We start from the raw sequence: 24,486 nt of genomic DNA, 5'->3' as shown, positions 1-24,486 counted from the left end.
GCAAACGGGGGGGAAAGAGCTTTGAGGAGAAGACTTATTTCATCAGTAGTGAAAGATTGTCTGCGGAAGCCTTTTTGAAGCCAATTCAGGGGCATTGGAGTATTGAAAATCAGTTAAACTGGGTGAAAGATGTCACCTTGAAGGAGGATAAACCGCCTCGGTGGGGGTCATTCTCCCGTTAACTGGGCGATTTTATTTAGTTGGTTGATTACCTTAGTTCGCCGTGGAAGGTTTCGGACGGTTCCCCAAGCTCGGCGTTTATGGGCTAATCAAATTGAGACAATTTTTGCCACTTTTACCAAAGACAAAACGATTGCAGGAGCAAATCAAATCATGAAAGCATCAGAAACCAGTCTTCGTAATTTACTTGAAGGTACTAAACAATTTCAGATCCCTCTATTTCAAAGACCTTATTCTTGGGACAAGCAAAAATGGGAGACTTTATGGGAAGATCTAATGAGTCTCTATGATAAGGAGCAAGAACCTCATTTTCTTGGTTCTATTGTCACCCAGTCAATTCCTGGAACAGCCGAAGGTATATCTCCGTATGTCGTAATAGATGGACAACAACGTCTTACTACTCTTGCCATCATCATAGCGGCTTTGCGAAATTATTTACAAGAGAAAAACCATACAGAGTTGGCGGAAGAATTATATGAATACTATCTGATAAATAAGTTTAAAAAAGATGATGATTATTATAAAATCTTGCCAACTCAAGATGATCGTGAAGCTTACAAAAGTATCATCAAAAACCAAAATAGCAGAGAATTTGATAACAAAACAATATATAAGGCATATCAATACTTTAAGGAACGTCTTAAAAAGAAGAATTTTGCAGAGGGAGAACATAAACTCTTCAAAAATATTCTTTTAGAGCGTTTAATTTTAGTCAATATTACTTCTGATAGCGAAGAAAATCCTTATCTTATTTTTGAAAGTCTCAATACAAAAGGACAAAAACTTACCCAAGCCGATTTAGTCCGCAACTATGTTTTTATGAAGTTACCTAGTGAACAACGAGAAGATATATACAAACAAAAGTGGCAACCTCTTGAAGCATCTTTTAAAAGACTAGCTATAGAGGGAAAAAGAGAGGAAAAATATGCTGAATCATTGACTAATTCTTTTTGGTTCTATCTTCGCAAAGACGGTGAATCAATTATTCAAAAAGAAGTTTATAAAGAAATTAAAAAACGCCTAGACAAAAATGCGGAAAACAATAGTTTTAATATTAAATATCAACTAGATGAGTTGATTAACTTTGCTGAATATTATCAGTGTCTTGTTTTTCCCAAAGAAAGTGAAAATAATGACGAACTAAAAGATAGATTTAGTCGATTAAATCGCCTACGTTTTGGTACTTGTCATATTTTTCTTCTCAATATCTATAGAGATTTTCAAGACAAGCATTTATCTATTCAGGATTTCCTTGAAATTGTTGATTGTTTAGAATCATACTTTGTTCGACGCTCCTTTGTCAATAAACCTACAAAAATTTTAGGGAAAATTTTTGAAAATTTATATAAAGACATAAAAAAAGAAACTAACTCTAATAATACACTGTTTAATCTAAAAAAATTTCTGAGAAATTATCAAGGAGAAAAGTCATGGCCATCAGACGATGAATTTCGTGAAGGACTAATCAAAAAAGACATCTATGGTAAAGATGCCAAAACAAATGATAAAGTTAAGCTTATTCTGGAAACCATAGAACGCCGCATGACCAAAGAGATGGTTGATACTAAGAACCTGACAATAGAGCATATAATGCCCCAGAAATTAACAGCGCACTGGCAAGATATGCTTGGTGATAATCACGAACAAATACATAAAACTTGGCTACATACTTTAGGTAATCTGACTTTGACGGCCGACAATTCAGGCTTATCTAATAAACAATTTTCGGAGAAAGTTAGTTTGTTGAAAGACAGTAATGTTTCTTTGAACAAATACTTTTCTGACAAAAATGTCTGGAATAAGGAAGAAATTGAAAAGCGAGCCAATTATCTAGCTGATCTGGCTATTGAAATTTGGTCAAGATAAAATAACTAAAGATGTGCGAAACGTTTAGGCATGAAATAAGGCTGAAATGCCTGAAATAACGGCCTAGTCAGGTCTTCAGTGAACAAACGGCAGCCAATGGAAGCCTAGAATCATCCGTAGTTAACTTGACCTTGAGTCAACTACAATGATATATAGACAGCCAGTGAATGTCAGGCCCTTAACAAGGGAACAGTCAAACGAGGAGCCGTATGAGGTAAAAGTTCCATGTACGGTTCTGGATGGGAGGGGATGGAGGCGAATCTATTCTCGACCCCTAATAAAATAGCAGCGGAGCGATCGAAATTGAGGCAGCGGTTACAATTAAAATCATCAATTGGGCGCGGGGCTGCCCTTCTAATCGGTTTGCTGGGATTAACGGCCTGTCAACCTCCCGATCCGCCGAAAATTTCGCCGACAGAATCGCCTAAAATTGAAGAAACTGGCCGCTTAATTCTCAATAATGCCACCTTAGAACAGGCTAACCCCTCGGGACAACCCCTCTGGAAAATTCAGGTCAAAAAAGCTACCTACACCCAAGACCAAAAAATCGCCCGTCTGGAAAATATCAAGGGTAATATCTATCAAGATGGGAAAGTAGTTTTACAGGTTAGTGCTGACCGCGGTGAAGTCTATAAGGAAGGCCAGGAAATTCTGCTCAAAGATAATATTGTGGCTGTGGACCCCCGCAATAAGGCCATTATTAACGCGCCAGAATTGCGTTGGCTACCCAAGGAAGGTGTTTTAATCTCCCCCAAAGGGATCAAAGGTAGTCATCTACAACTAGAAGCTAAGGCCCGCCAAGGACGCTACGACACGCGCCAAGAAAAACTAGAATTACAAGGTCAAGTGGTGGCTACCGCCAAGGAATCTCGTGTTGTCCTGCAAACCGAGCGCCTGTACTGGGAAATTCCGCAACAGGTCATTAGTACCGATCAAAAAGTCGCTTTTGATCGCTATATTAGTAAAACTATTATCGATCGCCTTACTGCTATCGGCGGTCGTTGGGGAAGAAAAAATAATCAGGTTATCCTCCAAGAAAACCTCGAATATCGCTCTTTAGAACCACCTTTACAGATTTCTGGTTCTCAGGCAATTTGGAACTATCAAAATCGTACCTTAACGTCCGATCGCCCCACGAAAATTTTTCAATATCAAGATCAAATCACTATTACTGGTAATCGTGTGGTGGTGGAATTAGGCAATCGCATCGCTTATCTCAAGGATGGGGTTAAGGGAATTAATCAGAAAACTGGTGCGCAATTGTATAGTCAGATCTTAACTTGGAAAATGTCGGAAAAAATTGTCGAGGCCGAGGGGAATATTATCTATGAACAACAGGAACCAAAATTTAATCTTACTGGCGATAAAGCGATCGGCACTTTAGAAGATAATAACATTGTTGTTACCAGTAGTTCCCCCGATCGAGTGGTCACCGAGATTTATCCCCGTTAACAGGGAAAATTGGCCAAAAAAACTCTCCCCAGAAAAGGGAGAGGGGGGGTAAATATTTAAAAGCTTACCATTTGAGCAGATTAAACTGTTCCATATCGATCGTGTCGCGGTTACGATAGATAGTCAGGATAATCGCTAAACCCACGGCTGCTTCGGCTGCCGCTACGGTAATCACGAAAATAGTAAAAATTTGGCCTCGGATATTAGCGGGGTCAAGATAGTTGGAAAAACCCATTAAGTTAATGTTAACAGAATTGAGCATCAATTCGATCGACATTAAAACCCGGACTGCATTGCGACTGGTAACTAAACCATAAATTCCGATACAAAATAAAGCCGCCGCTAATAACAAATAATACTCTAACTGAATCTGCATGATACCTCTTTCTTTTGTCTTATTTAGGGGCGGTTAATTCTCTAGGTCGTTCGGGTAATGTTAAGGCTGTGGCCGTAGGTTCTTCAGCTTTCAGGGTGGGGATAAGGTCACGACGAGCTAAAATAATTGCTCCGACCATGGCCATTAATAATAGCACGGAAGCTAATTCAAAGGGTAGCAAGAAATCACTAAAGAAATGCTTACCGATTTCTACTAAAGTGTTAGTCACAACTGCGGGAGAAGTGCTAGAAATTGACCAAGGCGTGATTAAAACCATGGTCGATAACAGCACAAATAAACCCACACAAACTAAAGCAGTAGATGCCTGACGAATCCAACGTTTAGGAATATCAGAAAAGTCCTCTTGCTTGTTAACAAGCATAATAGCAAAGAGAATTAAAACGTTAATCGCACCCACATAAATTAGAATTTGTGCCGCCGCTACAAAATCAGCATTTAGTAAGAGATATAAACCCGAAATGCTGATAAAAACACCACCCAACAAAAAGGCGGAATAAACGATATTAGATAATAGTACCACGCCTAAAGCTGTCCCGATTACCAGGGCTGCTAAAATGCCAAAAGATACTATTTGAACGCCCTCGGCTAAATTCACAGTAGTTTCATCTCCTTTTATGTTTGAGAGTTATTAATTATTAGTCACCAGTCAGGGATTAGGTGATGGGGTGGTCACTGCGTGCGCGTTGCGGGGGGGATTGGGGAGAAAAAGCTATCTCGGAGTCTCCTAACTGCTAATTAATCGGTAATTTCTTCCGGACGTTTACCAGCGCGTTGACTACCGGCGGGTAAATCGTGGGGTTCGATGACACCTTTAGGCAGATAACCTAATTCCCTCAGAGGTGTTACCATCGGATCTTGGGTGACTTTGTAGGGTAAACGGCCTAGTGCGACGTTATCATAGTTTAATTCATGACGATCATAGGTCGCTAGTTCGTATTCTTCGGTCATCGATAGGCAATTAGTCGGACAGTATTCCACACAATTACCGCAGAAAATACAGACCCCAAAATCGATACTGTAGTGTTTGAGTTCTTTCTTTTTAATTTCCTTGTTAAAAGTCCAATCCACTACTGGTAAATTAATCGGACAAACTCGCACACAGACTTCACAGGCGATACATTTATCGAACTCAAAGTGAATTCTACCCCGATAACGTTCCGAAGGAATTAACTTTTCGTAGGGATACTGGACGGTAACTGGACGACGACGCATATGATCAAAGGTAACGGATAAACCTTCGCCGATATATTTCGCCGCTTGAATGCTACCTTTGGCGTAATCGCTGACTTGTTTGAGGATGTTAAACATGATGGTCAGAGGGGTAGTAGGTTAACAGGGCAAAAAAGGGAATTAACCGCCAAAAGCAAAGGGAAAAGCTAGTTTTAGCGCGGCGGTAAGTAGTAGGTTAACTAAAGATACCGGTAGGAGGAATTTCCAGCCTAAATCGAGTAATTGGTCAATGCGAACCCGGGGTACGGTCCAACGCAAGAGAATAGCGATGAAGATGAGGAAATAGGCCTTTAATACTGTCATCGTAATCCCTAGGGAAGCGGTGATAATTTGTAGCCAGGGATTGGTTTCACTCACTCCCAACCAGCCGGCCAAAGCATTGACGGGGATAGGAAATTCCCAACCGCCAAGATAGAGGACAGCGAAAACTAGGGCCGACAGCACTAGGTTAACGTAGGAACCCACATAAAAGAGAGCGAATTTCATCCCCGCGTATTCGGTTTGATAACCGGCGACTAATTCCTCCTCCGCTTCAGGTAAATCGAAAGGCAGACGTTCACACTCAGCTAAAGCAGCAATCCAGAAAATCAGAAAACCCACCGGTTGGCGCCAGATATTCCAGCCTAAAATGCCATAACCGGATTGTTGTTCGACAATATCAATGGTACTGAGACTATTAGACATCATCGCGATCGCTAATACCGATAAAGCCAAGGGAATTTCGTAACTAATCGATTGCGCCGCCGCCCGCAGGCCTCCCAGTAAGGAATACTTATTATTGGAGGCATAACCCGCCATTAATAAACCAATGGGGGCAATACTGGACAAGGAAATCCATAAAAAGATACCTACGTTTAGGTCAGTAATCAGCAGATTTTGACCGAAGGGGACGATGAGATAGGAGACAAACACCGGCATCACCACCAAAATTGGCCCAAAGAGGAATAACCAAGGGTCGGCCTTAGCGGGGACGACATCTTCTTTAAAGACTAATTTCAGACCGTCGGCGACTGGTTGTAAAACGCCCAAGGGTCCTGCGTATTCGGGCCCGATACGCTGTTGGACGGCGGCGGAAATTTTTCTTTCTAACCAGACGCAGACTAAAACCCCCACTGTGGCGGCTATAATCATCAGGAACATGGGTAAAGGCATCCAAATCGCTTTAGCCAGTCCTCCACTTAATCCCAAGTCTGTTAGGGATTTAATGAAACTTTCTTGTAAATCTATGCCTTGATTCATATTTGGCGATCGCTGTACTGTCAATAGTTCGGCGTGGTCTGAAGATTTTTAAGCAAATCTTATAGCCTAGTATACAGTTAGTCGGTCTGAGGGTTATCAGAAAGTGACAAAGGCTTCAACTCTTAGCAGACAAGAAAGTCAAGGAATCTTGATTCCCCCGCCGAGAATAGCTATTAGTCAATAGTTAGACTCTGAATCTATCAATGTTCCCCACTGTTTCTTCGGGCTGACAACCTCAGCTAGTTACCAATTATTCACAGGAAAAAAACGGAGATAACTTATCGTTTAGGCAGTTAAAGCAGCCCGCTTGAATCTTTCTTCCTCTTTGTGTTCTTTGTGCCTTTGTGGTTGATCCCCTCCAGCCAATCCGACTTTTAAAACCCAGTTATCGAGCGTTTCTCGCCAATCGCCGCTATTTTTTCTGATAAGCCGCCTGTAGATCCCGAATCGAAAACAAAGCTTGAAACTCTATTCCCTGAGATTGGTAAAATTCCGCCCCTCCTTGCTCTCTATCCACCAAAGCAATGATTAAATCTACTTGATAACCCGCATCCCGTAATCTTTCTACCGCTACCATGGCACTTTTCCCCGTTGTCACCACATCTTCGAGGACAACCACCGCAGCCCCGGGGTTTAAAGTCGGCCCCTCAATATAAGCCATGGTACCGTGACCTTTTGCCTCTTTGCGGACGATTAAAGCTGAAATCGGGCGATTTTCGTAGGCAGATACCACACTAACGGCGCTGACAATCGGATCCGCCCCTAGGGTTAATCCTGCCACCGCTTGGGTATCTGGAGGCAGTAGAGATAGCAATAAACGCCCCACGGCTAAAGCTCCTTCAGCAGTAAGGGTAACTTGTTTACCGTTGATATAGTAGCTGCTTTTTTGCCCCGAAGACAGGGTGAAATCCCCCTCCCGATAGGCAAGACGGACAAGAGCATCGAGGAGAAATTGACGCAGGGAAGCAGTATCAAGATTCGCTACCGAGGAATTAGCCATATTTTCAGGATTGGGAGTCTGACTGACTCCAAAATTTCGGTTACAATTAAGCCAAAAGTCATTATATATTGACTCGATCGCTAGTATTGATTTCTTTCTCATCCCATTGACGCGATTTTTTAATTAACCCTATCCCTGTGAGGAGATTTTTACCCATGCGCGCTAAATTTTTACTTCCTTCCCTGTTTTGTTTAACTGGTTTAGTCTGGTTGAGTTCCTCTAGTGCGATCGCACAAAATGCACCCGCCACCAGTCCCGCACCAGTAAAAACCCAACAATTGCAAATTGTTCCCTCTCCCAATACGGCGGTGGGATTCAATAATATCCCCGGTTTGTTTAACCGCGCTGTTAATAACAATACGGGTCGTTTCTACGACTACACTAACATTTTAGGACAGTTAAACTCTCTTTTTGGTTGGCGAACTTTTCCCGAAGGTTCCTATTTCGATAATATGATTACCCGGGATGCTAAGTTGACCGAAACTTTATACTATGATGTCATGCAACAGCAACAGTCTGGACCACTAATTCGCACCCAAGATTTACCCAATCCCTTCGATACTTCCCTACAGGAAAATCCCAGTTATTTAAGCCCCGGCGGATTTTAATCAGTGAGTGGTAATCAGTAGTCAGTGAGCAGTAATCATAGGTAACTCAAAATATATCTTTTGGTTGGTAACGAAGCTGATCAGCTGTAGGGTAAATAAAGAATGACAGAACAAGCTTGGTGGGTACAAAAATGGCTAGAACTACTCGATTCCTATCGCTTTAAAAAACGCTTGGAACGAGCTAGACTTTACGCCAGAGAGGGCAATGTTTTAAGTATTGACTTTGAAGACTCGCAAGTTATTGCTAGAGTACAAGGCAGTGAACCAGAGCCTTATATAGTGGATTTATCCCTAGTCGCTTTTACTGATGAAGAATGGGACTATATTATTAAGCTTCTCTCCAAAAAGGCCATTTATTCCGCCCAATTGCTCACTGGACAAATGCCCGATCATATCGAGCGTGTTTTTATCGATAGTGGGGTGAATTTATTTCCCTTTTCCCTGGCCGATATTCGCTCCCGTTGTACCTGTCCCGATCAAGCCAACCCCTGCAAACATATAGGAGCAGTATATTATCAATTGGGCGATCGTTTTAGTGTCGATCCCTTCCTGCTTTTGCAACTGCGCGGCCGAACCAAAAACCAAATTCTGGAAGCTTTACGAGAAAAACGCTCCTATTCCTCTGATAATCAACCTTTAGCAGTCAGTGAAACCCCGACAGTAGTTGAAAAAACTGCCTCCGACAGCACTATCGATCGCTTTTGGCAGTACGATGAAGAACTAGATCCCTCCCTCGTTGTCATCACGCCGGGGAATGAAAATCAAACCATTCTCGACATTTTAGGCAATTTTCCCCTCGCTGCCCCCGAATCGGATGCCATAGAACAATTTTTAAAACCAATTTACCGGCAAATTCCCCAAGAAGCGATGGCGATTGCTTTACAGTAGGGGAATTTGGGCTATGGGAGCAGCCCGGTCAAAGTGGTGCAAAAGACAAAAAAGCCAGCCAGATTTGTCCTCGCATCAGGTGAGGAATTAACCATGGAGAAAATCGCCCCACCAGTAACCGCTAAACCGTCTTACTTTTGCCAGTTTTACGGCCTGGGGAAGTAGTTTTTTTGGTGGTGCTAGAAGTAGTTTTCTTGGTAGTGGTTTTCTTGGCAGTGGTTGTCTTGGCCGCTAGGGCGACTAAAGCTTGTTCTAGAGTCAGGGTTTCGGCGGTTGCTCCTTCGGGAATCTTGGCGTTAGTCTTACCGTGCTTGATATAAATTCCGTAGGGACCTTCGTACAATCCCACCAATTCCCCATCGTCGGGATGTTTACCCAATTCTTTTAAAGCTGGTTTAGTGGAACCACGGGCGCCGCGAGTTTTTTTCGGTTCGGCTAATAAGGCCAAGGCTCGATCGAGGGTTATATTTAAGACATCATCGCCGGCTTTCAGGGAACGATATTCCTTTTCTTTGCCCTCTTCCTGAACTATATATGGGCCGAAACGACCTAAACTGGCTTTAATTTTGCCTCCGGTGAGGGGATGGGTTCCCAGCAGTCGCGGCAGTGCTAATAAACCCACCGCTTGTTCAAGGGTGATGTCCTCGGGCTTGACTCCTTTGGGTAAGGAGGCCCGTTTCGGTTTGGGATTGTCATCCCTGATATCTCCTAACTGGACGTAGGGTCCGTAACTACCCACCAGCAGATAAATCGGCTCTCCGGTGTCGGGATGAAGACCTATTTTATCGGGACCTTCGGTTTTTTGTCGCAGCAGGGTTTCTACCTGTTCGGGGTTCAGATCCGCCGGGGTTAAATCGGCCGGGATGGAAGCGGTGAGGATTTCATCCCCCCGGGGGACTTCCAGATAGGGTCCGTATTTGCCGATCTTGATAGTTGCCTGTAAATCCTCTAAAATTACCGATTTAGCGGTGCTAGAGTTAATTTGACTCTCACGCTCCTTGACTTGGCTTTCTAGCCCTTTTTCCCCGCGATAGAAGCGATCGAGATAGGGCAACCATTGGGCGGAACCAGTGGCGATATCGTCGAGGGTTTCCTCCATTTTCGAGGTAAATTTGGGATCTACCAAGTCGGGGAAATGATTTTCTAATAAACCGACGACGGCAAAAGCGGTAAAGGTGGGAATGAGGGTTTTATTCCGCATTTGGGCATAACCGCGATCGATAATGGTGCCGAGAATGGTGGCGTAGGTGCTGGGTCGCCCAATTCCCTCACTTTCGAGGGTTTTTACCAGTGAGGCTTCGCTATAACGGGCGGGAGGTTGGGTATCGTGGCTAATCGCCTCTAGTTTGCGACAATTGGGGGTATCACCGACGTTGAGGGGGGGTAGGATTATTTCTTGGTCGTCGATGGCGGCTTCCGGATCGTCGGAACCTTCCACATAGGCGCGGAAAAAGCCGGGGAAGTCGATTCTTTTACCGGAGGAGCGAAATCCGGCATCTTCTACCTGAATATTGACGGCGATCTGGGTAATACGGGCATCGGCCATCTGTGAGGCGACGGTACGTTTCCAGATTAGGTCGTAGAGCGCGAATTCTAGTCCGCTCAGGCCGGTTTCCCGGGGCAGGCGAAAGCTGCTACCGGCGGGCCGGATAGCTTCGTGGGCCTCCTGTGCGCCTTTGCTTTTGGTGGTGTACTGCCGGGGTTGGGGACTGAGATAGTTTTTTCCGTACATTTGTTCTACGCAATGACGGGCGGCGGTGATGGCCTGATCGGAAAGATGGACGGAATCGGTCCGCATATAGGTGATGTAGCCCTGTTCGTAGAGATTTTGGGCGATTCGCATGGTGTCGCGGGCGGATATGCCGAGTTTCCGGTTAGCTTCTTGCTGTAGGGTGGAGGTGGTGAAGGGGGGGGATGGTTTGCGAGTGGTGGGTTTTTCTTCGGTGTGGCTAACCCGCCAGACTTTGTCTTGGATGCGTTCTTTTAAGGCGGCGGCGGCGGCTTGATCTAAAAGGGTGACTTGGCGACCGGGGAGCAGTCTGCCGGTGTCGGCGGCGAAATCGCTCCCATTTGCCACTTTTTGACCGTTTAATGTGACTAATTTCGACTCGAATTGATTTTTGTCCTTTTCTAAAGTCGCTTTCAGATCCCAATAATTGGCGGTTTTAAAAGCCCGTCGTTCCCGTTCCCGTTGCACGAGCAGACGCACCGCCACCGATTGCACCCGGCCGGCGGATAAACCTTTAGAGATTTTTTTCCAGAGTAGGGGGGAGAGGGTATAACCGTAGAGGCGATCGAGTATGCGGCGGGTTTCTTGAGCATGAACTAAATTTTCGTCGATCGAGCGACAATTTTTTAGGGCCGCTTGGATTGCTTCTTTGGTGATTTCATGAAATACCATCCTTTTGGTGGGAACTTTCGGGTTGAGTACCTGTAGGAGATGCCAACTGATGCTTTCCCCTTCCCGATCTTCGTCGGTGGCGAGGATCAATTCGCTCGCGCCTTTGAGGGCTTCTTTTAATTCTTTGACGACTTTACTTTTGGTTTTGGGGACGACGTAGAGGGGATCGAAATCATTCTCCACATCCACGCCTAAGTTGGCCCAGGATTTGTCTTTATGGGCGGGGGGAATTTCTTCGGCGGAGGCGGGCAGATCGCGGATGTGGCCCATGGAGGCTTGGACTCGATAGCCGCTAGGCAGATAATTACTGATCGTCCGAGCTTTGGTGGGAGATTCGACAATAACCAGGGTTGACATAGGAATTGATCACGAGGGCATCGCCACAGCGACTGTTTTAGTTAGACTGACAATCGTTGTTTGATGATGGGCAAAAGTTACTATTTATCTTGACCAGCTTGATTCCGGTCAAAAGCCACTTACTACGATAATAGAGATTAAAGCTGGTGTTTTGTCACCAACTTCTTAACAAAACTTAATATTTTTCTGGATTGGGTGGGAAGTGGGAAGTGAGGAATTTCAACTAAAACCCTAAAACCCCATCACCCCACCCTGACAGGTGTAGGTTTATTAAAAAGAGGTGAGCAGTCACACACTCAAGGTGAGAAAATCAAGCTAGAGATTTAGATTAGCATCGTGAAAGGCAATGCTGAAAAACAAATATCTCAAGCAGTGGTCGTGCATAGTTTCAGAGCATCTTTGTCGCCACTTCCCCCCCAACACACTGTCTTGAGAAAAACTCTCCACCTCAAATCCTGACGTTAGATTTCTTGTTTTCTTCTGGGTTCTATTACCAGGCGTTGCTGATTTACTAAAAGGCTTGTCGATTCACCTTCATCGTTGGAGTTCTTTCCCTCCCACCCGCGTTGATGCTTTTTACTACTCCCCTTGCTTTTAGTTGTAAAATACCTACACCTGTAAGCATCCCCCTCCCCGCAACGGATCGACTGAGCGTTCGTGTTAGTGAGCCTGTCGAACCGAAGTCTCACGCCGAACGTTGCGCACGCAGTGACCCCCCCATCTGCTATTTACTTGATCTATGGAACTACCAGAATTAAATATAGAGACAATTTGGGCGATTATTAACGATGAAATTGACGACGAAACCGTTAATAAATTGGTTTGGCAAACTTTAGGTTATCGCTACGATGAAAGTCAAGGAAAATGGGATAATAGTCAAGTAGAGGAAGATTGGCGCCGGGAATATCCCGAACCCCCGGATTTTATTGCCAATCGTCCCCCAACAGTAAAATTAACTCGATCGATCTTGCCAGAAAATAAACAATTATTAAAAGATAAATTGGGGTTTACTGGTTATAAAATTGGTGAATTCAATCCCCGTATGACTCGCCGTGCCACCGCCGCTAATTGGTTGTGCTTTTATGCGTTAAAATAGATAAGGAAAGTTATTTTATCAAGCTTCTAGCATGGTCACTATCCCTGTCAAGTCCTCCTCTCATCCCCTAGCATCCTATATTGATCGTCTCACGTCTGGGGAAGCATTGTTAAAAGATACTCCCCAGAATTTAATTGAGGTAGTGGGTATCCTGAAAAGTTACGGTGTGGTGTTGGATGCTTATTCCAAAAATTTAATTTATATTGCGGAAAATCAGTTTTTGGTTTTTTTCCCTTTCTTTAAATATTTTAATGGTCAAGTATCTTGGCAGAAATTACTACAACACTGGTGGCACGATCGCATTAATTTTGAGTATGCCGAATACTGTATGAAAGCGATGTTTTGGCATGGTGGGGGTGGTTTAGATAGTTATGTAGATGGTGCCGCTTTTCGGGAAGTGACAGCCAAGGTTATTCAAGCCAAATTTGGGAATAATCCCCTGGTTTTAAGTTTAAATAAAGCCTTTCCTGAATTTTTGCCAGAACAAATGCGGATGATGGCCTATTATAGCGGTTTAGGTCAATTTTGGCGAATTATGGCCGATACTTTTTTAAGTTTATCCGATCTCTACGATGCCGGAAAAATTACCAGTATTCCCGAAGTGGTGGCACACATTAAGAAAAATTTAGTCGATAATGCTAGTAAGGCAATTGTCTATCAGGTAAAAATCAAAGGACAAACCTATGATATTATCCCCAAGTCGGCAGGATTAACCTTTCTTGCGGATACGGCAATCCCCTACGTTGAGGCGGTTTTCTTTCGCGGAACACCTTTCCCCGGTACAATTTCCTATAATGCCCAAGCTTATCAAATTCCCTACGATCAAGGAATGTTTGCCTATGGTGCTTTGTATGCAGATCCTTTACCCATCGGAGGTGCAGGGATTCCTCCCACACTACTAATGCAGGATATGCGTCACTTTTTACCAGATTATCTCCACGACATTTATAAAAAGAGTTTTCGTCAAGAGGAAGATTTATTAGTCCAGATCTGCGAAACTTTTCAAAAGTCGATGTTTTGTGTCACAACGGCAGCCATTCAAGGATTAGCACCTTATTCTTTAACTACCACAGATTTAAAAGAACAAAAAGCCAATCGCATCTATCTAGAAGCATGGATGAATCGCTTTGTTAAGTCAAGATTAGAAGCGGTAAATCAATAATTATTCTGCCGATAAATCGGTAATTTTTGCAGCCAACAAACCCCCTTACATTTATGTCAGATATTAACGCCCAACTTCAGGATATTTTAGCTCAATTGCAATCTTTAACCGAACGGGTTGCCCTCATCGAAGCTCGTCAGATGTTAGTGCCGGACATCGAGCGCTATGGTAAATTACAGCAATTCCTAGCTGAGGGGAACTTTAGGGAAGCAGATGCAGAAACTCTGCGAGTTATCCTCGAAGCTGCCGGCAGAACCCGCGATACTTTAACCCCAGAGGATATGATGCGGTTTCCCGTTAATGTGATTCGGGTAATCGATCGCCTTTGGAAAAATTATAGCGGCGATCATTTCGGTTTTAGCAATCAGGTGAAGTTATATTTTGCCGTCGGGGGTAGTATTAACACCCTGCGTACCCAAGACGCGGAAACGATTAGAAAATTTGGGGAATTGGTAGGATGGCGCGACAAAGATGAATGGCGTATCGATGATTATGATCACTGGGATTTTAGTCTAGCAGCTCCTCAAGGCTGTTTTCCTGCCCTCTGGTGGAAGTCTCCCTACGGGTTAAAAATGGTGACTTTCTGCTTTACTCGCCTGATAGAGTGCGATTTATAGGTAATGAAAGGAATTATCGGCTATTTTCGGGCTTTATTATCCCCCCAATTTGCCCCCACCGGGATAAAAGTGGCTGTAGTAGTGGGGACAATTTTATTGACAATTAACCACGGTTATGCTATATTCAACGGGCGGATGACAAGCGATCGCTGGTTGGCGGCATTACTGACTTATCTAGTTCCCTATCTGGTCAATGTTCATGGGCAGTATAGCAGTTATCACCGTCAACAGTGGCCGAAAAAATCGGCGAAATAAGGCTCTTGGTTACTCTTTATGCTGAATTAGCAGACAAAATGCCAAGATAATATCCTTCTAACCCCAGAATTCCTCTAGCATTCTTTGAATTTCTTACGCTAAAGGTTTCTAGCCAAATTTCTGGTCATAGTAGCAGTAAAAACCAGCCCAGAATTAAAAGCTAGGCTTTCAGTATTAGGACTATTTCAGGTTAATGGCGGGAAGCGGATTTGAACCACTGACCTTCGGGTTATGAGCCCGACGAGCTACCAGACTGCTCTATCCCGCGTTGCTTTATCTAGTATAGAACTAAATTTCGGTAAATGCCAAGGAGTTTGTAATATTCCTTTACATTTACCGTCCGACCAGAGGTTAATACTTACGTTCCACGGGGGTGAAATCCTGAATCACCACGGGCATATAGTCGATATCGATGCCGGAGGGGGAATAATAGGCGAGGGTATGCTGAAGGAAATTTTGGTCATCCCGTTGGGGAAAATCCTCGCGGGAGTGGGCCCCTCGGCTTTCTTGACGATTGAGGGCAGAGGTGAGGATAATTTCCCCCACCACCATGAGACTTTGTAATTCCCAGGCCTCTATTAGTTCCGTATTCCAGCAATCCCCCCTATCATCGAGGTAAATCTGCTCGTATTGACGCTTTAACTCACCGATTTGTTTAATTCCCTCGCGCATGGTCGCTTCGGTGCGAAAAACGCCGCAATGTTGGGTCATACAGTCTTGGAATTGCTGACGTAGTTGACCGATGCGAATCGTGCCTTTTTTGGTCAATAAAGCGGTGATTTCCTCTTTAGCATCCTGAAGGTAAATATCGGGATTAAAGACGGGAAAAGCGCGTTTTTCGACGTATTTAGCGATCGATTTGCCAGTTCTTCTCCCATAGACCACACATTCTAACAGGGAATTACTGCCCAAACGATTGGCCCCGTGAACGGAGACACAGGAACATTCCCCGGCGGAGAAAAATCCCTCGCTGAGGGTATCGGCACTTAAGCGAACGCGACCATCGGTATTAACGGGAATGCCGCCCATACAATAGTGAACTGTAGGACGGACAGGCATCGGTTCATCAACGGCATCGACACCGACGAGACGGTGGGCCTCCTCCCAGCAGAAAGGAATCCGACTCATAATTTTTTCCCGACCTAAATGGCGTAAATCCAGATAGACAAAGGGACCCCCGGCGCTACCGTCCAGATTTACCCCCCGGCCGGCGCGAATTTCTAGGGTAATAGCCCTGGAAGTGATGTCCCGGGGTGCCAATTCCATGCGCGAGGGGGCGTAGTCTTCCATAAAACGACGACCTTCGCTATTGATTAAATAAGCACCTTCACCCCGGACTGCTTCCGAGATTAAAACACCGACTGGGTAGAGTCCAGTGGGGTGAAATTGGACAAATTCCATGTCTTCTAGAGGAATACCCGCTTTTGCCGATAAAGCTAAACCGTCTCCTGTACAGGCGAAATCGTTGGAGGTGGTGTTATAAACGCGACCATAGCCCCCCGTACCGAACATAATTGCTTTTGCCCGGAGGATTTCTAACTGTCCGGTAGCGATTTGGTACATTACTACCCCTTTAGCTGTACCTTCTTCGAGGATAAGGCGTAAAACGTACCATTCATCGTAGATTTTTACCTGATTACGGTGTAAATTGCTGACTAATTCGTGCAGCATGGCGTGACCGGTTTTATCGGCGGCGTAACAGGCCCGGTTATGGCTGTGACCGCCAAAGGCTCTTTGGGCAATGCGTCCATCTTCGAGACGGGAGAATAAAACGCCTAGATGTTCCAATTCGATGATAACTTCGGGGGCTTCTTGGGTGAGGATATCCACCGCATCCTGGTCAGCCAGAAAATCGGACCCTTTGACAGTATCGTAGGCGTGGGCCTTGGGATTATCGTTGGGGTCAACGTTTTGCAGGGCGGCGGCGATACCCCCCTGGGCAGCGACGGAGTGGGAACGAATCGGGTGGGTTTTGGCAACGACAGCAACATCGATAGTCGGGTTGAGGCGTTTGATTTCTAAGGCGGCGCGGCATCCTGCTAACCCACCGCCCACTATAACGACATCGTGTTCTTTCATGGCTGATTTTTCTACGGGCTTCTGTTTCTATGGTGGGGTTAGAATTGCTCGCAAGTGAGTTTTTGTAATCGAGACTTTATATTTCAGAAGGCAGTCCCGATGCCAAAGTTGGCACCGCCAAGCATGAAAATATGATAGCCTCCAATTAAGGCTAAGACAAAAAGGTTGTTCCCTCAATAGCGCTTTCTAGCCTGAAAGTCAGTCGAACCAGGATACCCAGAGGCATCGCCCATTGTCGCTACCACCCCTTAACCAAGGTCAAGGTAAGCACGCAAGTCAGAATCTACCGGTTTAGGTATCCATGTATTAGCCCAACTCACTCAGAGTAGGAAGGAAAAGCTATGCCAGTAGCCAACCAACATTGTGCCGGTCTAGATGTGCATAAAAAAACCGTAGGTGGTGATACTAAATCCGTTGAGTACAGGCTAGTTATGAGGAGAGGCAAAAGGCAAGAGGCAAAATGCAAAAGAGGAAATAGATAATCAGTTTTTAATAACCGGATTTAGTGTGATTCGGTGGTAGTGATGGCGACTTAATCCTTTGCTTTGCTGTGCATTGTAGTCATGGATAAAATACCAAAGGGTTCCCAAACGTGATTCTCCATTTTTTTAGAGAAAGATAGACTCTCTCTCACCAGCCGAGAAATCCTTTGTCGAAAGGTATTATTTAATCTTTCAATATGATTAGTTTGACCAGTTTTTTTACCTACTGCCCGATGACATTTACGAGGAATTACTGTCTTATATGACTTCCAAAAATCTGTGTAAGTAACAGCATATTGTCGATAAACTCCCGGAAGACTTTTTCAGAGCTTTTTAGATGATTCACAGCTTCTATCTCCTAAATAACAACCAATTACTTCTTGCGTAGTTCTATCGATAGCTAACCCAATATATAGCATTTCTCATACCTGTGTGACACAATTAAACCGTTGATAATTAAGCTTTTCAACATTGATAATGTACCTCTTGCGAACAGGAAACGCTATAATTAGCCGGCAATGCCCTGAAAAGGCAAGGTTAAATAGGAATTATATAGATTGTTTTTAGATTTACGCAATCGCTTTGGTGGTAGTCAATGATTTTAGTTAGTATTATTGTATTGTATTTGAGGGAAAACTCAGAAAAATTGCTAGAATATTAGCCTGATTAATTAATTTTCCCCTCGATCAAGTATGACTTTCTCCTCAGCCGCAGACTTTCAAGATGAATTTGATGTCATCGTCGTCGGGGCGGGCCATTCCGGCTGTGAAGCGGCCCTAGCTTGCGCCCGTCTCGGTTGTCGTACCCTTCTCCTCACCCTTAATCTCGATAAAATCGCTTGGCAACCCTGTAACCCCGCCGTCGGTGGTCCGGCTAAATCCCAATTAACCCACGAAGTGGACGCTTTAGGCGGCGAAATTGGCAAAATGGCCGACCGCACCTATCTGCAAAAACGCGTTCTTAATGCCTCTCGCGGACCGGCAGTCTGGGCCCTACGCGCCCAAACCGATAAACGGGAATACGCGGCGGTGATGAAAGGTATCGTCGAAACCCAGGCAAATCTGGTTATTCGGGAAGGCATGGCCACAGACCTGATTTTAGGGGCAAATGAGCAAGTTTTAGGGGTAGAAACCTATTTCGGCACTTGTTTCGCCGCTAAAGCCGTCATTTTAACCACTGGCACTTTTTTAGGCGGCAAAATCTGGATCGGCGGCAAGTCTATGGCCGCCGGACGCGCGGGCGAATTTGCGGCGGTGGGGTTAACAGAAACCCTAAATCGTCTCGGATTCGAGACCGATCGCCTAAAAACTGGCACTCCTGCCCGTGTGGATAAGCGTTCGGTGGATTACTCCCGCATGGAACCGCAACCGCCCGATGACGAGGTACGTTGGTTTAGTTTTGATCCGGAGGTGTGGATCAAACGAGAACAAATGAACTGTCATCTCACCCGCACCACGGCGGCAACTCATCAATTAATCAGAGATAATTTACATTTATCCCCCATTTATGGCGGTTTTATTGACTCTAAAGGGCCGCGTTATTGTCCTAGTATTGAGGATAAAATCGTCCGTTTTGCCGATAAAGAAAGTCATCAAATTTTTATTGAACCGGAAGGGCGCGATATTCCCGAACTTTATATCCAAGGCTTTTCAACCGGACTGCCGGAAAATGTTCAATTAGCAATGCTGCGGACTTTACCCGGTTTAGAAAACTGTGTGATGTTGCGGGCTGCCTATGCAGTGGAATACGATTATTTACCAGCAACTCAGTGTTATCCAACCCTGATGACGAAGAAAATTGAGGGGTTATTTTGTGCGGGACAAATTAACGGGACAACCGGTTATGAAGAAGCGGCAGCCCAAGGACTGGTGGCGGGGATTAATGCGGCGCGGTTTGCTTTAGGAAAAGAGTTAATTGTTTTTCCCCGGGAGGAAAGTTATCTGGGAACTTTGGTCGATGATTTGTGTACTAAGGATCTGCGGGAACCCTATCGAATGTTAACCAGTCGTTCTGAATATCGATTAGTATTGCGATCGGATAATGCCGATCAAAGATTAACACCTTTAGGGCGAGAAATTGGTTTAATTGATGACCGGCGTTGGCAATTATTCCAAACTAAACAGGTTAATATTATCGCTGAAAAAGAACGCCTACACGAAACGAGAATTAAAGAACGGGATCAGGTGGCAATTACCATCGTTAAGGATACAGAACAAAAAATCAAAGGTTCTCTCTCTTTAGCTGATTTACTGCGTCGTCCTAGCTTCCATTATCTCGATCTCGATCGCTATGGTTTGGGTAATCCCGATTTAAATTTAGCCGAAAGAGAAGGGGTAGAAATTGAGATTAAATATTCCGGTTATTTGAAGCGACAACAAAATCAAATCGACCAAATTAGTCGCCACAGTAACCGTCATTTATCTCCCGATATTGACTACATGAAAATCGAAACTTTGTCAATGGAATCGCGGGAAAAATTAACAAAAATTAAACCCGCTACCATCGGCCAAGCTTCGAGAATTGGCGGAGTCAATCCCGCCGATATTAACGCTTTATTAGTGTATTTAGAAATGCGGCAGATGTCGGCAGTTAAAAGTTAGGAAATAATCCTGATTATCAGCGATCGAGATGGCTGCCTCTCCTATTGGTCACTCTCTCCCATTGATTATTATCAAGATTCTGGCGACATAGTTGTAAAAGCTGACCAGCTTTCCAAGCTGAGGGTGGCAATTTCTTTTATTGTGGTGGACTGAGCCATTCTCGTCAACCTAAAAAGATTTAATTGTGTTCAAAGATTCGGTAACGTGAGCCTTAAAATCTAACATAGAGTCAAAAATATGTCTGACGATTCCCTCCTTATCAATGATATAGGTAACTCGTCCAGGGAGAACGAATAAGGTAGAGGGAACACCGAATAATTTCCGCACTCGGTTATCGGTATCACTTAAAAGGGTGAAGGGAAGATTATATTTTTGGGCAAATTGTTGATGAGATTGGGAACTATCGCCACTAATCCCAATAACTTCCGCACCCGCATCGGTAAACACTTCGTAACTATCGCGGAAAGCGCAGGATTCTGCGGTACAACCGGGAGTATCATCTTTGGGATAGAAATAAATTACTAGGGATTTTTTACCGATTAAATCGCCGATATTAATCGTTGCCCCTGTTTGGGAAGGGAGGGAAAAATTGGGAACTCGATCGCCTACTTTTATAGATGCCATAAGATTAATTAATGAATAGATAATCGTGGATAGGGTGGTACTTTATATTCTAACCTTTTTTGGCCTTTTGTTTAGCCCGTTTAGCAGCAGCTTTGGCCGCTTTTTCCTCTGCAATGCGTTTTTGTTCGGCTTTTTGTTTTTCTTCGTCTAGTTTTTCTAGATAATAGTGATAATCTCCCGCGTAGGCAATTAATTCGCCATCCCGAATCTCGACAATTTTGTTAGCTACCTGGGAGATAAAATAACGATCATGGGAAACAATTAAAACCGTGCCTTCATAAACTTTTAAAGCCGATTCTAACATTTCCTTGGCGGGAATATCGAGGTGATTAGTAGGTTCATCGAGAATTAATAAGTTAGCGGGAGCAAGTAACATTTTAGCTAAAGCAAGACGCGCTTTTTCTCCACCACTCAAGGATTCTACTTTTTTTAATACCGTTTCCCCACTGAATAAAAATCGCCCTAACAGACTACGAACTTCCACATCTTTCCAATCGGGAACTTCATCATGAATGGTATCTAAAACGGTTTTAGTTAGGTCTAAAGCTTCCGCTTGGTTCTGCTCAAAATAACTAGGAATAACGTTATGTTTACCGATTTCGATCGAGCCTTCTGTGGGGTTTTCTAACCCAACAATTAAACGTAAAAGCGTCGATTTTCCCGCACCATTTGGTCCTAAAAACGCCACTCGATCGCCCCTTTCTATTTCCAGATTTGCTCCCAAAAAGAGAATTTTGTTATCATAGATGTGAACAAGATTTTTAATAGTTACCACTTCTCGACCACTACGCACTGCCGGAGGAAACTGGAATTTTAAGGTACGCACATCTGCAATTGGTGCTTGAATTTTTTCCACCTTTTCTAATTGTTTTTCCCTGCTTTTTGCTTGGGTACTGCGGGTGGCACTGGCCCGGAAACGATCCACGAAAGCTTGCTGTTTTTCTAGTTCTTTTTGTTGACGTTCGTAGGCACTTAACTGAGAGGATTGTTGTTCGTATTTTTGCTCTAGATAGGCAGAATAATTACCTAAATAAGTGGTAGAAACTCCCCTTTCAGTTTCGACAATTTTGGTACAGAGACGATCAAGAAATTCTCGGTCGTGGGAAACTATGACCATGGGAGTGGTTAAATCCTTGAGGAATTTTTCTAACCATTCAATGGTTTCTAAGTCTAAATGGTTAGTCGGTTCATCGAGGAGTAAAATATCGGGAGTTTGTAGGAGAATTTTGCCTAAACTCATCCGCATTTGCCAACCACCACTAAAGGAACTGACCAAGCGATCGCCGTCATCAACAGTAAAGCCCATTTCCGGTAAAATTTTCTCGATGCGCGCTTCTAATCCGTAACCATCTAACCCTTCAAATTGTCTTTGTAGGCGATCCAATTGATGAATTAAGCGATCTAACTCTTCGGGCTCAGCTTTTTCCATGCGCTGGGGAATTTCTATTAGTTGATGGTGGACTTGATTCGCTTCTTGAAACACTGTCCAAAATTCCTCCCGTACCGTCCGACGGGGATCCACTTCAAATTCTTGGGTAAGATAGCCGATATGGAGACTGGTAGGACGGATGATCTCCCCAGCTGTAGGTTCCACTTGCCCCATAATAATCTTTAGTTGGGTAGATTTTCCCGCCCCATTGACTCCCACCAAGCCGATGCGATCGCCAGTTTTTACTTCCCAAGTGACATCTTTTAACACTTCTCCCGTCGGGTAAATCTTACTAATTCTCTCTAGTCGTAGCATCGCTGATTTTTCTCCAGTCCTAGGCCGGTGAGGCAGTCCGCTTTTATTGTAACATTTAGTTAAGCTTTATCTCCTCCCTGTCAAGTTTTCGGGGAAATATCTCGAAGCAATCAGGAGGAGAAATCAAAACTCCGCCATCTAATACTAAATCCGTTGAGTATAGGCTACATATCAGGGGAGGCAAAAGGCAAGAGGCAAAAGGCAAATAAAATAAAGTTAAACACTCAGAAAAACCATGACTTATTCTGGGGAAATGGGTAAATGCAACTAAAAACCCAAAACCCTAAAACCCCAACCCCCCCCGCAATCCCTTGATGTTGTTTATGTTAAAAGAGAACGCTTTTGTGGGGTAGAGCCTGCAACATTTATTGAGAAATATTAAAGATTCATTACTATGCCCAACTCTTGGGGTTAGAGAAAGATCAACTTGAGAATCTTAATTCAAATCTATTGACTCAAAATCAGTTTTACTTAATTTAAATGAAATAGCCCTACCCCACTCCCCACTGATCAGTGTTGACTGATCACTGAAAAATCTCCCTTCTCTTGTCTCTTAATCAAATTCTGCTTTTAAATCCCGACGCATTAATTCATCCACGGCAACTTGGGGAGAAATTTCCCTGCGTAAAAGACGATCAACTTGACAGGTAATCGGTACATATAAATTTTTGGGGGGGGCAATTCTCATCAAAACTTCTGTGGTGTTTATTCCCTCGGCAGTTCCCTCTAACTTAGCTAAAATTTCAGGCAAAGATAAACCTAAAGCTAATTGATAACCCACTTGATAATTGCGAGATAAAGGACTATTACAGGTGGCTAATAAATCCCCTAAACCAGATAAACCAAAGAAAGTTTCTTGACAACCTCCTAGACAAGTTCCCACCCGAACTATTTCTGGTAAAGCGCGAGTTAACAGGGCAGATTTGGCATTAGTACCCAACTGTAAACCGTCACAAACCCCAGAAGCGATCGCCATGACATTTTTGAGAGTGCCACCTAACTCAGTCCCCAAGGGATCGCTATTAAGATAAACCCGAAAAGATTCCCCAGATAATAATTTTTGTAACAATATTGCTGCTTTTTGAGTATAACTTGCTACCACCGTCGCCGCAGGTAAACCTTGATTAATTTCTTTAGCTAAATTGGGACCAGAAAGAACCACAAGAGAATTATCAGGAAACGCTTGATTCCACAGGTGAAAAGGGGTACGAGTGGTGATTGGATCTAAACCTTTAGTAGCGGTGACGATAACTATGCGAGAATTTAATTGTAATTGTTGTAATTTTTCGATTGTTGGGGCAACTCCTTTAATCGAAACTGCTGAAATAATTACCTCAGTATCTGCTATAACAGTCCCTAAATCTTCCCCGCTATGACGCGACCAAACCCGAACGGCTAAGTGATTACGTCTAGCCAAATTAGCGAGAGTTTGCCCCCAAATTCCCCCACCTATAACCGTAATTTTCTTGGCATTTTCTAACAACTTTTATTCTCCTCCTTATTGGTGATCCGTTATCAGTTAGCAGTTATAAAAGGGGGGTTAACAAGCAATTCTTGATAATTTGCCCTTCTGATTTGATTTTAAGGTTATGACTGGTGAACCACTCTCAACGGAAGCAAGAGTGCTGACTGCTGCAAGGATCGGTTGCCGTTCGATAGTATTTCTGTTCATTGCTCAATCTCAGAGGGAGATGTCTTCTATTTTACCCTGCAACTCAGCAATAGGGTTTATTTAACGCAGTCAATGCCTGCAAGAATCGCTTGAAAAATTTCTAAATGATATAAGATGGCTCCGATTCCCGCTTGATGTTCATTTACGAACAGTGTCTTAAGGCAGGGAGGATGTCAACAGGGCAATCAGCTATATAAGTAAAAGTTATGACATTGATAAAAAAACATTCCTTAAAACCCCTTTACATAACTATAAAAAAACGATACTATTAGTTCATGTCAAACAAAGAACCTTGACAACTAAATACATACAGGAATCATAAACCAATGACCACCACTCTACAACAGCGCGAGAGCGCTTCCCTGTGGGAGCAGTTCTGCCAGTGGATCACCAGCACCAACAACCGTCTCTATGTCGGCTGGTTCGGTGTCATCATGATCCCCACCCTGCTCACCGCCACCACCTGCTTCATCATCGCCTTTATCGCCGCTCCTCCCGTAGACATCGACGGTATTCGCGAGCCTGTAGCCGGTTCCC

Annotated in this window: 19 protein-coding genes, 1 tRNA gene and 2 pseudogenes; 10 read left to right on the top strand and 12 right to left on the bottom strand. The window is 43.9% G+C overall.

All coding sequences use genetic code 11. The features are described from left to right. The first annotated feature begins 204 nt into the window (after positions 1-204). Together MiAbW_RS14740 and lptC are read left to right on the top strand one after the other, a co-directional pair. Positions 205-2,046, top strand: coding sequence for a DUF262 domain-containing protein (locus MiAbW_RS14740; protein WP_238707303.1), 1,842 nt, complete (start codon positions 205-207; stop codon positions 2,044-2,046). 303 nt (positions 2,047-2,349) lie between these two features. Then, positions 2,350-3,498, top strand: a complete 1,149-nt coding sequence (gene lptC / locus MiAbW_RS14735) for an LPS export ABC transporter periplasmic protein LptC (protein ID WP_151696736.1) — start codon at positions 2,350-2,352, stop codon at positions 3,496-3,498. A gap of 64 nt (positions 3,499-3,562) precedes the next feature. Here lptC and nuoK read toward each other — a convergent pair whose 3' ends face one another. The 5 genes from nuoK to pyrE all read right to left on the bottom strand — a co-directional run bounded on the left by nuoK (position 3,563) and on the right by pyrE (position 7,466). After that, positions 3,563-3,868, bottom strand: a complete 306-nt coding sequence (gene nuoK / locus MiAbW_RS14730; RefSeq protein WP_197533180.1) for an NADH-quinone oxidoreductase subunit NuoK — start codon at positions 3,866-3,868, stop codon at positions 3,563-3,565. A 25-nt stretch (positions 3,869-3,893) separates the two neighbouring features. Beyond that, positions 3,894-4,490 carry an NADH-quinone oxidoreductase subunit J gene (locus tag MiAbW_RS14725; protein ID WP_002734810.1) on the bottom strand — a complete coding sequence of 199 codons (597 nt, stop codon included), beginning with the start codon at positions 4,488-4,490 and terminating at the stop codon, positions 3,894-3,896. Between the two features lie 140 nt (positions 4,491-4,630). After that, positions 4,631-5,203 carry an NAD(P)H-quinone oxidoreductase subunit I gene (ndhI, locus tag MiAbW_RS14720; RefSeq protein WP_002767981.1) on the bottom strand — a complete coding sequence of 191 codons (573 nt, stop codon included), beginning with the start codon at positions 5,201-5,203 and terminating at the stop codon, positions 4,631-4,633. Between the two features lie 42 nt (positions 5,204-5,245). Further along, positions 5,246-6,364 (bottom strand): NADH-quinone oxidoreductase subunit NuoH, encoded by a 1,119-nt coding sequence (gene nuoH / locus MiAbW_RS14715; protein WP_002734266.1) that lies wholly within the window; start codon positions 6,362-6,364, stop codon positions 5,246-5,248. Positions 6,365-6,776: 412 nt separating this feature from the next. Next, positions 6,777-7,466, bottom strand: coding sequence for an orotate phosphoribosyltransferase (pyrE, locus tag MiAbW_RS14710; protein WP_151696716.1), 690 nt, complete (start codon positions 7,464-7,466; stop codon positions 6,777-6,779). A 53-nt stretch (positions 7,467-7,519) separates the two neighbouring features. On the opposite strand from pyrE, the gene MiAbW_RS14705 reads away from it, so the two are divergent. Together MiAbW_RS14705 and MiAbW_RS14700 are read left to right on the top strand one after the other, a co-directional pair. Next, the gene (locus MiAbW_RS14705) at positions 7,520-7,972 is read left to right on the top strand and encodes a porin (protein ID WP_151696715.1); all 453 of its coding nucleotides are present in this window, start codon (positions 7,520-7,522) and stop codon (positions 7,970-7,972) included. 102 nt (positions 7,973-8,074) lie between these two features. Continuing rightward, positions 8,075-8,860: an SWIM zinc finger family protein gene (locus tag MiAbW_RS14700; protein ID WP_151696714.1), complete on the top strand. Its 786-nt coding sequence runs from the start codon at positions 8,075-8,077 to the stop codon at positions 8,858-8,860. Between the two features lie 121 nt (positions 8,861-8,981). Here MiAbW_RS14700 and topA read toward each other — a convergent pair whose 3' ends face one another. After that, positions 8,982-11,618 (bottom strand): type I DNA topoisomerase, encoded by a 2,637-nt coding sequence (gene topA, locus MiAbW_RS14695; protein WP_151696713.1) that lies wholly within the window; start codon positions 11,616-11,618, stop codon positions 8,982-8,984. Positions 11,619-12,357: 739 nt separating this feature from the next. Between topA and MiAbW_RS14685 the strand changes: the two genes are divergently transcribed. From MiAbW_RS14685 to nrtS, 4 genes are read left to right on the top strand one after another with little or no spacing between them, the layout of a single operon-like run. Further along, positions 12,358-12,714 (top strand): DUF1823 family protein, encoded by a 357-nt coding sequence (locus MiAbW_RS14685; protein ID WP_104398085.1) that lies wholly within the window; start codon positions 12,358-12,360, stop codon positions 12,712-12,714. Between the two features lie 31 nt (positions 12,715-12,745). Further along, positions 12,746-13,876, top strand: a complete 1,131-nt coding sequence (locus tag MiAbW_RS14680) for a CO2 hydration protein (RefSeq protein ID WP_151696712.1) — start codon at positions 12,746-12,748, stop codon at positions 13,874-13,876. Between the two features lie 53 nt (positions 13,877-13,929). Continuing rightward, positions 13,930-14,493, top strand: coding sequence for a GUN4 domain-containing protein (locus MiAbW_RS14675; protein WP_151696711.1), 564 nt, complete (start codon positions 13,930-13,932; stop codon positions 14,491-14,493). 3 nt (positions 14,494-14,496) lie between these two features. After that, complete coding sequence (gene nrtS, locus MiAbW_RS14670) at positions 14,497-14,748, top strand: nitrate/nitrite transporter NrtS (protein WP_151696710.1); 252 nt, start codon at positions 14,497-14,499, stop codon at positions 14,746-14,748. Positions 14,749-14,942: 194 nt separating this feature from the next. On the opposite strand, the gene MiAbW_RS14665 is transcribed toward nrtS, so the two are convergent. From MiAbW_RS14665 to MiAbW_RS20190, 3 genes and pseudogenes are all read right to left on the bottom strand, one after another. After that, positions 14,943-15,016, bottom strand: a tRNA-Met gene (locus MiAbW_RS14665). 83 nt (positions 15,017-15,099) lie between these two features. Further along, entirely contained in the window at positions 15,100-16,827 is a 1,728-nt protein-coding gene (locus MiAbW_RS14660; protein WP_151696709.1) for a succinate dehydrogenase/fumarate reductase flavoprotein subunit, read from the bottom strand. Between the two features lie 482 nt (positions 16,828-17,309). Continuing rightward, positions 17,310-17,722, bottom strand: a pseudogene (locus tag MiAbW_RS20190) (IS1 family transposase); the annotation flags it as partial. A gap of 279 nt (positions 17,723-18,001) precedes the next feature. Here MiAbW_RS20190 and mnmG point away from each other — a divergent pair. After that, positions 18,002-19,909, top strand: a complete 1,908-nt coding sequence (gene mnmG / locus MiAbW_RS14650; RefSeq protein ID WP_151696708.1) for a tRNA uridine-5-carboxymethylaminomethyl(34) synthesis enzyme MnmG — start codon at positions 18,002-18,004, stop codon at positions 19,907-19,909. Positions 19,910-20,077: 168 nt separating this feature from the next. On the opposite strand, the gene MiAbW_RS14645 is transcribed toward mnmG, so the two are convergent. The 3 genes from MiAbW_RS14645 to MiAbW_RS14635 all read right to left on the bottom strand — a co-directional run bounded on the left by MiAbW_RS14645 (position 20,078) and on the right by MiAbW_RS14635 (position 23,760). Next, positions 20,078-20,533, bottom strand: coding sequence for a peroxiredoxin (locus MiAbW_RS14645; protein ID WP_151696707.1), 456 nt, complete (start codon positions 20,531-20,533; stop codon positions 20,078-20,080). Between the two features lie 49 nt (positions 20,534-20,582). Further along, positions 20,583-22,277, bottom strand: a complete 1,695-nt coding sequence (locus MiAbW_RS14640) for an ABC-F family ATP-binding cassette domain-containing protein (protein WP_151696706.1) — start codon at positions 22,275-22,277, stop codon at positions 20,583-20,585. Positions 22,278-22,830: 553 nt separating this feature from the next. Then, a complete protein-coding gene (locus MiAbW_RS14635; protein ID WP_151696705.1) occupies positions 22,831-23,760 on the bottom strand; it encodes an NAD(P)H-dependent glycerol-3-phosphate dehydrogenase in 930 nt (309 codons plus the stop codon). Positions 23,761-24,275: 515 nt separating this feature from the next. On the opposite strand from MiAbW_RS14635, the pseudogene MiAbW_RS14630 reads away from it, so the two are divergent. Further along, positions 24,276-24,486: pseudogene (locus MiAbW_RS14630) on the top strand (photosystem II q(b) protein); the annotation flags it as partial.

Origin of the sequence: Microcystis aeruginosa NIES-4325 (assembly GCF_008974145.1) — a bacterium.
Classification (GTDB): domain Bacteria; phylum Cyanobacteriota; class Cyanobacteriia; order Cyanobacteriales; family Microcystaceae; genus Microcystis; species Microcystis aeruginosa_G.
Note: the sequence above shows the minus strand (reverse complement) of the source record. Positions and strands in the feature narration are given on the sequence as shown.

Excerpts from the sequence above, each read along its gene's own strand:
- MiAbW_RS14640 (WP_151696706.1), bottom strand. The coding sequence starts at position 22,277 with ATGCTACGACTAGAGAGAATTAGTAAGATTTACCCGACGGGAGAAGTG.
- mnmG (WP_151696708.1), top strand. The coding sequence starts at position 18,002 with ATGACTTTCTCCTCAGCCGCAGACTTTCAAGATGAATTTGATGTCATC.
- MiAbW_RS14645 (WP_151696707.1), bottom strand. The coding sequence starts at position 20,533 with ATGGCATCTATAAAAGTAGGCGATCGAGTTCCCAATTTTTCCCTCCCT.
- MiAbW_RS14700 (WP_151696714.1), top strand. The coding sequence starts at position 8,075 with ATGACAGAACAAGCTTGGTGGGTACAAAAATGGCTAGAACTACTCGAT.
- nrtS (WP_151696710.1), top strand. The coding sequence starts at position 14,497 with ATGAAAGGAATTATCGGCTATTTTCGGGCTTTATTATCCCCCCAATTT.
- ndhI (WP_002767981.1), bottom strand. The coding sequence starts at position 5,203 with ATGTTTAACATCCTCAAACAAGTCAGCGATTACGCCAAAGGTAGCATT.
- topA (WP_151696713.1), bottom strand. The coding sequence starts at position 11,618 with ATGTCAACCCTGGTTATTGTCGAATCTCCCACCAAAGCTCGGACGATC.
- MiAbW_RS14675 (WP_151696711.1), top strand. The coding sequence starts at position 13,930 with ATGTCAGATATTAACGCCCAACTTCAGGATATTTTAGCTCAATTGCAA.
- pyrE (WP_151696716.1), bottom strand. The coding sequence starts at position 7,466 with ATGAGAAAGAAATCAATACTAGCGATCGAGTCAATATATAATGACTTT.
- MiAbW_RS14705 (WP_151696715.1), top strand. The coding sequence starts at position 7,520 with ATGCGCGCTAAATTTTTACTTCCTTCCCTGTTTTGTTTAACTGGTTTA.
- MiAbW_RS14685 (WP_104398085.1), top strand. The coding sequence starts at position 12,358 with ATGGAACTACCAGAATTAAATATAGAGACAATTTGGGCGATTATTAAC.
- MiAbW_RS14660 (WP_151696709.1), bottom strand. The coding sequence starts at position 16,827 with ATGAAAGAACACGATGTCGTTATAGTGGGCGGTGGGTTAGCAGGATGC.
- nuoH (WP_002734266.1), bottom strand. The coding sequence starts at position 6,364 with ATGAATCAAGGCATAGATTTACAAGAAAGTTTCATTAAATCCCTAACA.
- MiAbW_RS14680 (WP_151696712.1), top strand. The coding sequence starts at position 12,746 with ATGGTCACTATCCCTGTCAAGTCCTCCTCTCATCCCCTAGCATCCTAT.